The sequence below is a fragment of the Flavobacterium hungaricum genome, from assembly GCF_015182285.1.
GTDB lineage: Bacteria > Bacteroidota > Bacteroidia > Flavobacteriales > Flavobacteriaceae > Flavobacterium > Flavobacterium hungaricum.
Genome location: NZ_PRDM01000001.1, coordinates 600373 through 614693 on the forward strand (window position 1 = coordinate 600373; position 14321 = coordinate 614693).

Annotated in this window: 7 protein-coding genes; 6 read left to right on the forward strand and 1 reads right to left on the reverse strand. The window is 34.6% G+C overall.

The features are described from left to right. Nucleotides 1-14 precede the first annotated feature (14 nt). From C4F50_RS02515 to C4F50_RS02530, 4 genes are all read left to right on the forward strand, one after another. A complete protein-coding gene (locus tag C4F50_RS02515) occupies nt 15-1301 on the forward strand; it encodes a glycosyltransferase family 4 protein (protein ID WP_193844850.1) in 1287 nt (428 codons plus the stop codon). Nucleotides 1302-1348: 47 nt separating this feature from the next. Then, complete coding sequence (locus tag C4F50_RS02520; protein WP_193844851.1) at nt 1349-2818, forward strand: lipopolysaccharide biosynthesis protein; 1470 nt, start codon at nt 1349-1351, stop codon at nt 2816-2818. 95 nt (nt 2819-2913) lie between these two features. After that, entirely contained in the window at nt 2914-4566 is a 1653-nt protein-coding gene (locus C4F50_RS02525; RefSeq protein WP_193844852.1) for a mechanosensitive ion channel family protein, read from the forward strand. Between the two features lie 186 nt (nt 4567-4752). Continuing rightward, entirely contained in the window at nt 4753-5103 is a 351-nt protein-coding gene (locus C4F50_RS02530; RefSeq protein ID WP_228011942.1) for a DUF8108 domain-containing protein, read from the forward strand. 118 nt (nt 5104-5221) lie between these two features. On the opposite strand, the gene uvrA is transcribed toward C4F50_RS02530, so the two are convergent. Beyond that, the gene (gene uvrA, locus C4F50_RS02535) at nt 5222-8017 is read right to left on the reverse strand and encodes an excinuclease ABC subunit UvrA (protein ID WP_193844853.1); all 2796 of its coding nucleotides are present in this window, start codon (nt 8015-8017) and stop codon (nt 5222-5224) included. 192 nt (nt 8018-8209) lie between these two features. On the opposite strand from uvrA, the gene C4F50_RS02540 reads away from it, so the two are divergent. Then, nucleotides 8210-11011, forward strand: coding sequence for a triple tyrosine motif-containing protein (locus tag C4F50_RS02540; RefSeq protein WP_193844854.1), 2802 nt, complete (start codon nt 8210-8212; stop codon nt 11009-11011). 242 nt (nt 11012-11253) lie between these two features. Beyond that, complete coding sequence (locus tag C4F50_RS02545; protein ID WP_193844855.1) at nt 11254-14316, forward strand: SusC/RagA family TonB-linked outer membrane protein; 3063 nt, start codon at nt 11254-11256, stop codon at nt 14314-14316. The last annotated feature ends 5 nt before the right edge of the window (nt 14317-14321 follow it).

Here is a 14321-nt window from a genome sequence, read left to right on the forward strand (position 1 = left end):
TTAAACCAATTTTCTTGGAACAAAAAAAACTTTTAATAATTACCTATTATTTTCCGCCTGCTGGAGGTCCTGGCGTACAGCGCTGGCTGAAATTTGTAAAATATCTGCCAGAATTTGGTGTACAGCCTATTGTTTATGTTCCAGAAAACCCAACTTATCCTATTGTTGACGAAGGTTTGGCTGGTGAAATATCAGATAACGTAATTGTTTTAAAGAACAAAATTTGGGAGCCTTATCAATTGGCTTCTGTTTTTTCCAAAAATAAGACCAAGAAAATCAGTTCTGGGATTTTTCCGCAAAAGAAAAAACAGACTTTTTTAGACAAGACTTTTCTATGGGTTCGAGGCAATCTTTTTATTCCAGACGCAAGAGTCTTTTGGGTAAAACCATCTGTTTCTTATTTAGAAAAATACATTCAGGAAAATAATATTGATACTATTGTAACTTCTGGACCACCGCACAGTCTGCACTTAATTGGTTTAGAATTACAGAAAAAATTAAATGTAAAATGGTTTGCAGATTTTCGCGATCCGTGGACTACAATTGGGTATCATAAAGCACTTAGATTATCTTCTTACGCAGCAAAAAAACATAAAGCCTTAGAACATCAAGTTTTAAATGCAGCTGACAAAATTATTGTAACCAGTAAAACTACAAAAACAGAATTTGAAGCTATCACCAATAAACCTATTACGGTGATTACAAACGGTTATGATGTAGAAACGGTAGAGAAACAAACTTTAGATACTAAGTTTACTCTGGCTCATATTGGTTCGTTCTTATCCGATAGAAATCCGCCGTTCTTATGGGAAATTTTGACAGAACTTTTACAGGAAGTTCCAGAGTTTAAATCGCATTTAGAAATTAAATTGATTGGAGCCGTAAGTCAGGAAGTTTTGGACGCCATACAAGAACATCAATTAAAAGAGTATTTAAATCTTTTAGGATACGTTTCTCATAAAGAAGCTGTGGCGCATCAAAGAAAATCACAGGTGTTGCTTTTAATCGAAATTAATTCGGAAGACACTAAAAGTATTATTCCGGGTAAATTGTTCGAATATATGGTTTCAAACCGCCCTATAATCGCGATCGGACCTCAAGGTTCTGACTTTGCCGATATTGTAACCCAGACTAATACAGGAGTATTTTTTGATTATTCTGAAAAGGCGAGATTAAAAAGTGTAATTTTGGACTTTTTTAATCAGTTTCTGGAAGGGAAATTACAATCGCATGGTATTGGTTTACAGCAATATTCGCGAAAAAACCTGACCAAACAATTAGTTCAGTTGATTAACGGATAACAGCTTGCGTAATCTAAACTCTAAAATCTAAATTCAGAAATCCAATAATGGGCATTGTCTTAAATCAGTCTTTTAAAAATACGATCATAACTTACATTGGCTTCGGAATTGGCGCCATCAATACGCTTTATTTATACCCTATTTTTCTTGGTTCAACATTCTATGGTTTAACGAATTATATTACTTCTTCTGCAAATGTCATAATGCCGTTATTTGCAATTGGAATGCAGAATACATTAGTAAAATTTTATTCTCAATATAAAACCGATGAGGAGAAATCTCGTTTTTTATCCTTCACCGTTTTGTTTCCGATGCTCTTAATAATTCCGCTGTTATTAATCGGACTTTGTTTTTATGATCAGATCTTGTTTTTCTTATCAAAAAAGAATCCCATAGTAAAAGAGTACATCTGGCTGATCCCGATTATTGGGTTGAGTATGGCTTATTTCGAGATTTTTTATGCCTGGGCACGCGTGCACATGCACTCTGTTTTTGGTAATTTTATAAAAGAAGTAGGGTTACGACTCTTTTCGTTGTTTTTATTAATCGCTGTTTATTTTGACTGGCTTACTGTAGAAGGATTTGTTTATGCAACTGCCGGCTTGTACTTTGTGGCTTTTTTAGTGACCATGTTTTATGCATTCAATATCCAGAAACCTAATTTTCAATTTACAAAGCCAATCAATACAAAAGATATATTGACGTATACTTTTTATATCATTCTATCGGGAAGTGTTGCCAATTTACTGCTGGACGGAGATAAAATGATATTGAATCAATATATGATTATTGATAACATTGCTTTTTATTCTGTAGCAACGTATATCGCTTTGGTAATTTCTGTTCCGAGCCGTGCCATGCATCAAATTGTATATCCAATTACAGCAAAATTAATGCATGATAATAAACACGATGAATTAAATACATTATACAAAAAGACATCAATAAACCTTCAATTTGTGGGAGGATTTGTAATGCTCTGTATTTTTGTAAATATTAATCAGTTGTACGAAATGGTTCCTGATGAATACAGAGGTGGAATTCCGGTTGTATTCATGATCGGAATCTCTAAATATTTTGATTTAATTTTAGGGAATAATAATGCTATTATTTTTAATACCAAATATTATAGAATGGTCTTGTATTTAGGGTTGATGCTTGTCTTTTTAACTTTTGTTTTAAATATGATATTCATTCCGATTTGGGGAATTTTCGGTTCTGCATTTGCGACCCTGTTGTCTATCACATTGTATAGTTTGGCCAAATTACTATTTGTGGTCAAAAAACTTCATTTATATCCGTTTACCAAACAAACGGTAGAATCTATTGTATTGACTTTTATACTCTTTTTAGTATTCTACTTTTGGGAATTTCCATTTTATCAGCTCATCAGTATTGCTTTAAAATCTATTTTGGTTACAATTGCTTATGTATATCTGAATTACAAATTTAAAATCTCAATAGACATTAATAATGTAATTGATTCTCTTTTAAAGAAAATCGGAATTAAGATTTAATACAGGTTTACTTAAAAACCAGCGGTATTTTAAAATTGTAAGAATTTTGTTTTTATATTTGTTAGAAAGGATAACTAATTTATTTCTAGTCGAATATGAAAAAAGAATTACTTAGGTTATTAGCTTTCTTTCTGTTTTTGCATTCTGTAGAAACTGCTGCTCAAAACAGCAGCAGACAAGATTCTGTCAAAGCACCTAGTTCCGTAAAATTAAAAGGATATCCTGTCAGTCCGTTCAAGGATACGCTCTTTTATGTTTATAGCAAAGTAGGATCTTTTTCTGCCAAAGAAAGAGCTTCTTATATTACAGATAAAATAAAAAGGCTTTACAGCGAATCTTTTTTTGAGAAAGATTCTATTAAGGTCGTTCCCTCAGATGTTTCTTTTGATATTGTGTACAAAAACGATTTTGTCGTAATGTCTATTTTAGACTCCGATGCCAAAGCCGAAAACCTGACGGTGCCAGTTTTAGCCAATCGTAATTTTGTTAGAATCAAAAACGCTATTGTCTATGAAAATGAAAATTATTCGCAGCTGCCCAGACGTTTTGCTTACACGGCGTTACTGATCCTTATTATTGGAATTGTGTTGTTTTTGGTTGGAAAAATTTTCAATGCAGTTAAAAAATACATTGTCAGAAATAAAGAACGTTATTTTAAAGGAGTTAATTACGGAACTATAAAAATTTTATCGCCAGAAAAACAGCAGTTTCTCTTTCTCAAACTCTTCAGCATTATCAAAATAGTCACGCTTATTGTGATCGTTTATTTGTCGCTTCCTATTTTATTCAGCCTATTTCCCACCACAAAAGAATACACGACGATGCTTCTCCGCTGGATTCTAACGCCGGCGAAGTCTGCTTTAATGGGTTTTCTAGGTTTTTTACCAAGTTTGTTTACGATAATTGTTATCATCATCATTTTTAAATATTCTTTAAAAGTCATTAAATTTTTCTTTGATGAAATAAAAAGCGAAAACATCAAAATCGACGGGTTTTACAGCGATTGGGCGCTTCCTACATTTAACATCATAAGGTTGTTAATGTATGCTTTTATGCTGGTCATTATTTTTCCGTATCTCCCAGGCTCAGATTCTACAATATTTAAAGGAGTTTCGGTTTTTGTCGGCGTGCTGTTTTCACTCGGATCTTCAAATGCAATAGCAAATATGGTAGCTGGTCTCGTAATCACGTACATGCGTCCGTTTAAAATTGGTGATTACATAAAAATAGGCGATGTAAGCGGCGAAGTGATCGAGAAAACGGCATTGGTAACCCGAATCAGGACACCAAAATTTGAAGACATTACAATTCCAAATGCGACCGTTTTATCGAGTACATCAACAAATTACTCGGCAAACACCAAAAACTCAACTAACGGTCTTTTAATTCATACTACGGTGACAATTGGTTATGATGTTCCTTGGGCCGATATTTACAAAGCTTTGATCGATGCCGCATTAAAAACAGATTTGACTGAAAAAGAACCGGCACCTTTTGTACTGCAAACCAGTCTGGACGATTTTTATGTTTCGTATCAAATAAATGTATATACCAAAGAACCTACCAAGCAGCCAAGAATCTATTCTTCGCTGCATCAAAATATTCAGGATTCTTTTAATGCTGCCGGAATAGAAATTATGTCACCGCACTATAGTGCACTCCGTGAGGGAAATACGACAACAATTCCACCAGATTATTTGAAAGAGGATTACCAAGCGCCGGCATTCAATATTAAGTCAAAAAGTTAAATTATTGGTATTGAGAGGTTAAGTGTTGAAAATTAACAGTTAAATATTTTGTAATTAATTATATTAAATTTAACTTTAGTCTGAAAATTTTGCAGCGATAAATAAAAACTCCTGTTTAAAAACTAACAAATTACCCGAATAGAGGTATTGGATGGATTTTTTTTAAAGGATATTTTTGCATCAAAATTGGAATACAACAATAAAGATAGAATGTGGATTAATTTTAGAGGAATTATTATGAAAAGCAATCAGCTCAACCAGGAACAAAGCATGCAGGTATTTTCGAAGATGATATCGAACAAGGTTCGTAATGGATTTACGCTTGAGGAAAGAAATGATGAATTACTTTTTGCAGTCCTTTCTAAAGGTGGAAAAGTAGTCAACCACAGTTTAAATTTTATTATTTTTTGTTTGACATTAGGTTTATGGTCATTTGCATGGCTGTATTTAACATTTGAGGCCTCCAAACAAAAGAAGGTTTTAGTAGCTATAGATGAAGATGGTTTTCCGTTTGAAGAAAGATGTCTTGTAGCTTAGATTTAGGAAAATTAAAAAAATTAAAAGCCATAAACTGCACTCCCCGTATGCAGTTTATGGCTTAATTTTTTAACTGAATTATAGTTTTAAATGTAAATTATAATTCTAACGATTAAACTCATAACTTATCTTTAAGATAAACTCCCGTAACAGACTCTTTTACTTTTACAATGTCCTCTGGAGTTCCCGAAGCTAGTAAATGCCCTCCATTTTCTCCGCCTTCTGGTCCTAAATCCAAAATCCAGTCGGCACATTTTATTAAATCGAGATTGTGTTCGATTACAATGATCGAATGCCCTTTTTCTATTAACGCATCAAATGAGGCCAATAGTTTTTTAATATCATGAAAATGAAGCCCCGTAGTAGGTTCGTCAAAAACAAATAAAGCTTTGTCTTTTGTTGCTCCTTTTACTAGAAAAGATGCCAATTTTATACGCTGTGCTTCTCCGCCCGAAAGAGTAGAAGAAGATTGTCCTAATTGTACATATCCTAAACCAACGTCTTGAAGAGGCTGTAATTTTTGCGTTATTTTTGTTTGTTTATTTTTTTCGAAAAAAGCAATCGCATCGTCAATCGTCATTGTCAAAATATCATTGATGTTTTGATTATCGAACATGATTTCTAAAATCTCTTTTTTGAATCGTTTGCCGCCACAGGTTTCACAAGGCAGTGAAACATCGGCCATAAAGACCATTTCGACGTTTATAGAGCCTTCTCCCTTGCAAGTTTCACAGCGTCCTCCGTCAACATTAAAAGAAAAATGTTTGGCCTGATAACCTCTTATTTTAGAGAGTTTTTCTTTAGCATATAGATCTCGGATATCATCATACGCTTTGATGTACGTAACAGGATTTGAACGAGAACTTCTCCCGATCGGATTCTGGTCTACGTATTCGATATGTTTGATTTGCGAAAAAGAACCTTTTATATCAGTAAACTGACCTGCTTTTTCAGAAGCACTTTCCAGTTTTTTCTGCATGGCAGGAAACAAAATCTTTTTGATCAGAGTACTTTTACCACTTCCAGAAACGCCTGTAACAACGGTTAAAACGTCTAGAGGAAAAGTAACATCGATATTTTTTAGATTGTTTTCTCGCGCACCAATAATATCAATATGATTTTTGAATTTTCTTCTCTTCTTTGGAACCGAAATTTCTAAATCGCCGTTTAAGTATTTCGCCGTTAAAGAATCTGATTGCAGGATTTCATCGTAAGTTCCCTGAGCCACCAAGTTTCCTCCAAAAGTTCCCGCTTCGGGCCCAATGTCAATAATCATATCTGCTGCTTTCATGATGTCTTCATCATGTTCAACAACAATCACTGTATTGCCTAGATCACGAAGAGAAAGAAGTACTTTGATCAATCGTTCTGAATCTTTTGGGTGAAGTCCGATACTCGGCTCATCCAAAATGTACATAGAACCGACCAAACTTGAGCCTAATGATGTTGCTAGATTTATACGCTGGGATTCTCCTCCAGAAAGTGTAGCCGAATTTCTGTTTAGTGTCAGATAATCTAAACCAACTTCTGTTAAAAATGATAAACGGTTATTGATCTCGACCATCAAACGCTTCGCAATCTGCTGTTCGTAAACGTTTAGTTCAATATTTTTAAAGAAAGTAACCAAATGTTTGATTGGCAGATCAACCAAGTCAGAAACTGTTTTACCATTTATTTTGACATAAGAAGCTTCTTCACGCAGACGCTTGCCTTTGCAGACATGGCATTTGGTTTTGCCTCTGTAACGTGATAACATGACACGGTTCTGAATCTTATAATTTTTTTCTTCTAATTCTCTAAAGAAATCATTTAAACCTTGAAAATACTTATTTCCAGTCCAGATAATATCTTTTTGTTCCTCTGTAAGCTGAAAATAAGGTTTGTGTATTGGAAAATCAAATTTATAAGCGTGTTTTACCAATTCGTCTTTGTACCAGCTCATGCTGTCGCCGCGCCACGGATAAATGGCACTTTCAAAAACAGAAAGAGAAGTATTCGGTACCACTAAATCGGCATCTATACCAATAATATTTCCGTAACCCTCGCAGGCAGGGCAGGCACCATAAGGATTATTAAAACTAAACAAATGAACGTTTGGTTCTAAGAATGTAATTCCGTCAAGCTCAAAATTATTAGAATACGAAAATCGTTTCTCTGCATTTAATTCCTGTAAATAACAAATCCCTTTTCCTTCAAAAAAAGCAGTTTGTACAGCATCTGCCAGACGGTTATAAAATTCTTCTTCCTCTTTTACAACAATACGGTCAATAATCAATAAAATGTCTTTATTGTCTAATTGATGCATATCTGAAGCCGTAAAATCGTCTAGACGAATCATTTCGTTGTCGACCAGAATACGCGCAAAACCTTGTTGTAAAAGCACTTTTAATTTGTCTTCTAAAAGTCTTCCTTCTTCTAAATGAATAGGAGCCAGTAAAAGCCATTTACTTTCTAACGGAAGCGTTTTAACATCGGCAACCACATCGGTAACAGTGTTTTTTTTAACTTCTTGTCCAGAAACAGGAGAATACGTACGTCCGATTCGGGCGTACAACAGTTTCATATAATCGTATATTTCTGTAGAAGTTCCAACCGTAGAACGTGCGTTGGTCGTATTTACCTTTTGCTCAATGGCAATTGCAGGAGCAATACCTTTAATATATTCTACTTTAGGTTTGTCTAAACGCCCCAAAAACTGTCGTGCGTACGATGACAGACTTTCGACATAACGTCTTTGTCCTTCGGCATATAAAGTGTCAAAAGCTAAACTCGATTTTCCGGATCCAGAAAGGCCGGTAATAACAACAAGTTTGTTTCTAGGAATGGCAACATCTACATTTTTTAAATTATGTACCTGTGCACCTTTGATGATAATATTTGATTTTGGGTCTAGTGTAGAAAGATCAATCTGCATACAAAAAGTCAATTTTTACAAAAGTAATCAATTTTGAATTGAGTTATGTTAAGTAAAATGTTCCAAATTTTAACTAAATGCATGGTAAATCAGGTTGTTTCAATCCGTATTTTTTTATTAAAAACGCATCGTATCTTCATAAATTAAGCTATTTTAGAACTGTATTTACTAATAAACTAACCTTGAACCAATTTGAAAACTAAACTTTCTATACTGTTCTGCTTATTTTGTTTTGTTGTTTCTTCACAGGAATTTCCGCCGATAATTAAATACGCATCTGCTGTTTACGGGGCAGGAAACCAGAATTGGATGGTGTCTCAGGACGAGCATAATTATTTATATTTTGCAAATGACGAAGGGCTTTTAGAATTTAACGGTACCAATTGGGAACTTTATCCAGCACCTAACGAAACTATTATCCGATCGGTAAAAGTAATTGGAGAAAAGATTTATACAGGCTGCTACATGAATTTTGGCTATTGGGTACGACAATCCAACGGCAAATTGAAGTATACGTCGCTTAGTGATACCATAAAAAACAAAATTTTAGACGACGAACAGTTTTGGAACATTCTAAAATACGATCATTGGGTGTTGTTTCAATCCTTAAACCGGATTTTTATTTACGATACCAAAACAAAAAAGTTTACCATTATAGCTCCTAAAAATGGCGTTGTAAAATCGTTTGCAACAAAAAACGCGATTTATTTTCAGACCATAAAAGAAGGGCTTTTTGAAATCGAAAGCGGGAAAGCAAAATTAATTTCAGACCATCCGACGCTCAAAAAGTTTACAATAGTCAATATGTTTCCGATGAATGATAAGCTTTTGATTCAGACACAGCTGGACGGAATATACATGCTTTCGGGAACTAATTTAACTCCATTTAAGACCGAAGTTGATACTGCTCTTAAATCGAGTTTTGTTTACAGCAGTCAAATGCTTGAGGACGGAAGTTTTGCCTTGGGAACAGTTTCTAACGGCGTTTTTATTTTAAATGCCGACGGAAAACTTAAATATCATATTTCGCAGAGTAAAGGATTGAGTAATAACACCGTTTTGTCTCTTTTTGAAGATAAAGACCAAAACCTGTGGGCAGGATTGGATAACGGCATCAATTGTATCAACGTGCAGTCGCCTGTTCATAGTTTTACAGACGATTCTGGCGTATTGGGAACTGTTTATGCGTCTGCTGTTTTTAACGATATGCTTTATATAGGAACCAATCAAGGTTTGTTTTGCAGAAAACAGAATAGTAATGAGGAGTTTAAATTTATAAATGGTACAAAAGGGCAGGTGTGGTCTTTGTTTGTATATGATAATACTATTTTCTGCGGTCATGATTCTGGGACTTTTGTGATAAACGGCGAAACTGCCAAAAGTATTTTTTCGAGTTCTGGAACTTGGAAGTTTGAACCTGTTCCGAATTCTGAAAATAAATTGCTTCAGGGAAATTATTACGGACTTTCGGTTTTAGAAAAAATAAACGGGCAGTGGGTTTTTAAAAACAAAATAGCTGGTTTCGAGTATTCGTCTCGTTTTTTTGAAATCGGTGATCATTTAGAGGTTTATGTAAGCCACGAATACAAAGGAATTTTCAGATTAAAACTAGATCAGGAACTAAGAAAAACATCAGGATTTTTTACTTACAAATCGCCCCAAAAGGGAAACAATGCCAGTCTTACAAAGTTTAACCAATCAATTTATTATGCATACAAAGGCGGTATTTTTAAACTCAACAGAAAAACCAGACAGTTTGAGAAAGACAGTGTTTTGAGTTCTATTTTTGAAAAAGACGAATACACTTCGGGTAAATTAATCGTTGACAATTCTAATAAAATCTGGCTGTTTTCTAAAAACTACATTCATTATTTTTCTGCCAGTAAATTAAGCAGTCAATTAAAACAAAATATTATTCCGATTCCCGCTTCGCTAACCAATTCGATGCTGGGATATGAAAATATTACACAGATATCAAAATCAATCTATTTAATAGGAACAACAGATGGTTATTATACCTTAAACATTGATGATTTAAGTTTTAAGAACTACAGCGTTTTTATTACCGATATTGGAGTTAACAAACAAAACGAAAATTTAAAAAATGTTCCGTTACCTTCTGAAGGTGATTTTTCGTCAAGCGAAAACAACATTACATTTAACTACACCGTTCCAGAATACAATAAATACATTAATTCGGAATACCAATATCTGTTGGAAGGATTTCAGAACGAATGGAGCGAATGGAGCACTAAAGCCACTATTAATTTTAAAAACCTGCCGCCGGGACAATACACTTTTAAAGTAAGAGCAAAATATGCCAATACTATTTTGGAAAATACAGCCGTGTATACTTTTGTAATTCAGAAGCCGTGGTATTTGACGCATCTTGCGTGGTTTATTTATATTTTACTAATGCTCACAGCAGGTTATTTTATTAATAAAGCCTATCAGAATTTTTACCGCAAACAAGAAGCAAAATTGATTGAAGAGAATAATCTGCTGCTCGAAATTCAGGAACTGGAAAATGAACAGCTGTTGATGAAACTTCGAAACGAACAATTGTCACAAGATGTTGATAATAAAAATCGGGAACTGGCAGTTTCGACAATGAGTCTTCACAGTAAAAACGAACTGCTGGCTTTCATCAAAGAAGATTTAAAGAAAACGACTCCCGATGATAATAAAAACATCAAATCGGTTATTAGAACCATAAACGATAACATCACAGAAGAAGATTCCTGGAAGGTTTTTAAAGAAGCATTTGATAATGCCGATAAAGATTTTTTGAAACGAATTAAACAGCTGCATCCGCTTTTAACGCCAAACGATCTTCGTCTTTGTGCTTATCTCAGATTAAACCTTTCGTCCAAAGAAATTGCGCCGCTCTTTAACATTTCTGTAAGAAGCGTAGAAATAAAAAGGTATCGTTTGCGTAAAAAAATGGATTTGAAGCACGAAATCGGTTTAGTTGAATATATTTTGGCTGTATAGCTGCTTAAAAAAGCCATCAAAAAAACTATACATTACCTCAACATGACGGTTTTTAAAGGTGTTCTGGTCTAAAAGTGTTAATAAAATTAACATTTGTAATTTATCGTATTTAAAGGCATTTTTTTATGATATATTGAATTTTGACAGGTATTTTTTGGCATGTATGTTTTTTGTTGAGGTTAATTTTATAGGATTCTAAAACAGAACAAATAAATTTAGACTTCAATAAAAACTAACTAATTATGAAATCCAAATTATTACTAACAGTACTGTTACTGTTTACATCTTTTGCCTTTGCGCAGAATCTGGATGTTACAGGAACAGTATTAGATGCGTCAGGATTATCGTTGCCAGGCGTAAATGTAAAAGTTAAAAATTCGTCGAAAAGCACAACCACTGACTTTGACGGAACTTTTAAATTAACAGACGTTCCAAAAGGAACCACAATCGTATTAAGTTATATCGGTTTTAGAACGCAGGAAGTTGTCGTTTCTGGAACCAAAGTAACAGTTAAGCTGACTGATGATGCCAAATCGCTTGATGAAGTAGTGGTAATTGGTTACGGAAGCCAGAAAAAAAGAGAAGTTACCGGTGCAGTTGCCGTGCTGGATAGTAAAACCATTGATCTCTTGAAACCAGCAAGAATCGAACAGGCTTTACAAGGAACTATTGCAGGGGTAAACGTTACCACACAATCAGGTGCGCCGGGTGCGCCTTTGGATATTCGTATTCGTGGGATAGCTACAAATGGTGAAAATAAACCAACGGTTATTGTTGACGGTTATGTGGGAGATTTAGGAATTTTGAATCCTAATGATATAGAAAGTATCACCGTTCTTAAAGATGCTCAGGCGGCTATTTACGGAACAATTGGAGCAAACGGAATCATTTTGGTTACCACCAAAATGGGAAAAAAGAATTCTAAAACCAGAGTTTCATTCAACAGCTATGCCGGTTTTCAGGAAACTTCTAGAAAACTGCCTACTTTAAACGCTACAGAATATGCTCTTTTATTAAACGAAAGTTATGCAAACGGCGGTCGAGCACTGCCTTATCCTAACGTAAGTAATTTAGGAAAAGGAACCAACTGGCAGGACGAAGTTTTTCAGATGGCACCCATTATCAATAATGATTTGACCATTTCTGGAGGTTCAGAAAAAATTACTTATTCGGTGAGTGGTTCGCATTTGGATCAAGAAGGAATTGTTGGAGGCGACAAATCGGGTTATTTAAGAAATACAGCCAGAATTGCCCTTGGAGTAGATTTAAGTGATAAATTCAAATTAAAAACAAATGTTATTTACACCTATTTTACTCGAAATACGTTAAACGAAAATGGGTTAGGTTCTGTTCTTTTTAATGCTTTAAATGTACCCGCAACTTTACAGCCTTATGATGAAAACGGAAATTACAGTCTGGTTCCAAGCACAACAGGGTTAGGAACAGAAATTATAAATCCACTGGCACAAATAGCCAATACTTATAACGATTATAATTATAAAAAACTCAACGGTAACTTTGGTTTAGATTATAAAATCTTCAAAGGATTTACACTTTCAGGTGCTATTGGTTTTAATACTGCAAACAGCGAATCTAAAGATTTTGCAAAACAGATCAGCTACGGCGGAAAAGTGTTTGATGTTCAGAGAAGTTCGGTTACACAGAGAGCGGTAAATGACAATGATTATTCATTTGATCTTTTTGCAACTTACAATACTAAAATTGCAGACCGCCACAACATTACAGGAACTTTAGGAACGACTATTTACAAACAATGGGGTAACGGACTTACCGCAACCGGATTTGATGTGCCTAATAACACTTGGGAAAATGCGGATATTTCGTTGACAAAAGGAATTTCAGAAACGCTGACTAACAGCTCTTATGTATACGATCAAAGAAGACTTTCTTATTTTGGAAGATTGCAATATGATTATAAAGGAAAATACCTGCTTTCTGCCATGATAAGACGTGATGCTTCTACAAGGTTCGGTCCAGGAAACAAAGTAGGTTGTTTCCCTTCGTTTACCGCAGGATGGGTAGTTTCTGATGAAAATTTCTTCGGCGAACCTAAATTCATTAATTTCTTAAAATTCAGAGCAAGTTACGGTACTTTAGGAAACGACCAGATTCCTAATTACGGTTATTTAGGTTTGCTTAATGGAGAAGCAACGTATGTTTTTAACGGAACATTGGGCAATGGTACCGCAATGGGACAAGTGCCAAATCCTGATTTAAAATGGGAAGAAGCTCAGAAATTTGATGTTGGTTTGGACTTAAAATTATTCAACGATAAAGTTTCTGTTGTAGCCGATTATTTTATCGATACCCGAAAAGATTTATTGATCCCGAATATTCCAGTTTCAGGTATCAATGGTACAGGAGCGCCTGGAGCAAGTGCACCCACATTAAATGCTGGTACAGTAAAAAATTCTGGTTTTGAATTTGCTATTGATTATAAAGAAAAATTATCAGACTCTTTTACAATGACATTAGGTTACAATGTTACGTTCCTTAAAAATGAAGTTACAGAGGTTAACAACGGAACAGGTTTTATAGAAGGAGGAGCTTTTGGAGTAGGACAGCCCTCTCCTTCAAGAATGGAAGTCGGTAAACCAATTGGATATTTTTACGGATATAAAACAGACGGAATTTTTCAAAATCAGGCAGAAATTGATGCACATCCTTCTCAAATCGCATTGGGAGCAAACGCATCACCTGGAGATATTCGTTACAAAGATGTCAATAATGATGGTGTAATCAATACTAACGACAGAACAGATATCGGAAAACCAATTCCAGATGCTACAATGGGTTTTAATTTACAATTAACTTATAAAGCTGTTGATTTTGCAGTGTTCACATTTGCTTCTATCGGAAATGATATGGCGCGCAACTACGAGCGAACACTTTCTGATGCCAACCGTTTAGATTATGTTTTAGACCGATGGACAGGTGCAGGAACTTCAAATTCTACACCGAGAGTTACTACAGGAGCAACTGCCAATAATGTTTTCTCAGATTATTTTATTGAAGATGCCTCTTATGTTAGAATTCAAAATGTTCAATTAGGATATACGCTTAACCCAAATATTTCGCAAAAAGCAGGTATTACAAAATTGAGACTTTATGCACAGGTAAACAACCTTTACACTTTTACAAAATACAAAGGTTTTGATCCAGGTGCTTCATTCGGACCAGGAAATAGAGATAATGTTTCTCAATCTCCTATTGGTGCAGGAATTGACTACGGTTTCTATCCAATCCCAAGAACATATTTGCTGGGCTTAAACATTAATTTTTAATTTGA

Excerpts from the sequence above, each read along its gene's own strand:
- C4F50_RS02525 (WP_193844852.1), top strand. The coding sequence starts at position 2,914 with ATGAAAAAAGAATTACTTAGGTTATTAGCTTTCTTTCTGTTTTTGCAT.
- C4F50_RS02545 (WP_193844855.1), top strand. The coding sequence starts at position 11,254 with ATGAAATCCAAATTATTACTAACAGTACTGTTACTGTTTACATCTTTT.
- uvrA (WP_193844853.1), bottom strand. The coding sequence starts at position 8,017 with ATGCAGATTGATCTTTCTACACTAGACCCAAAATCAAATATTATCATC.
- C4F50_RS02520 (WP_193844851.1), top strand. The coding sequence starts at position 1,349 with ATGGGCATTGTCTTAAATCAGTCTTTTAAAAATACGATCATAACTTAC.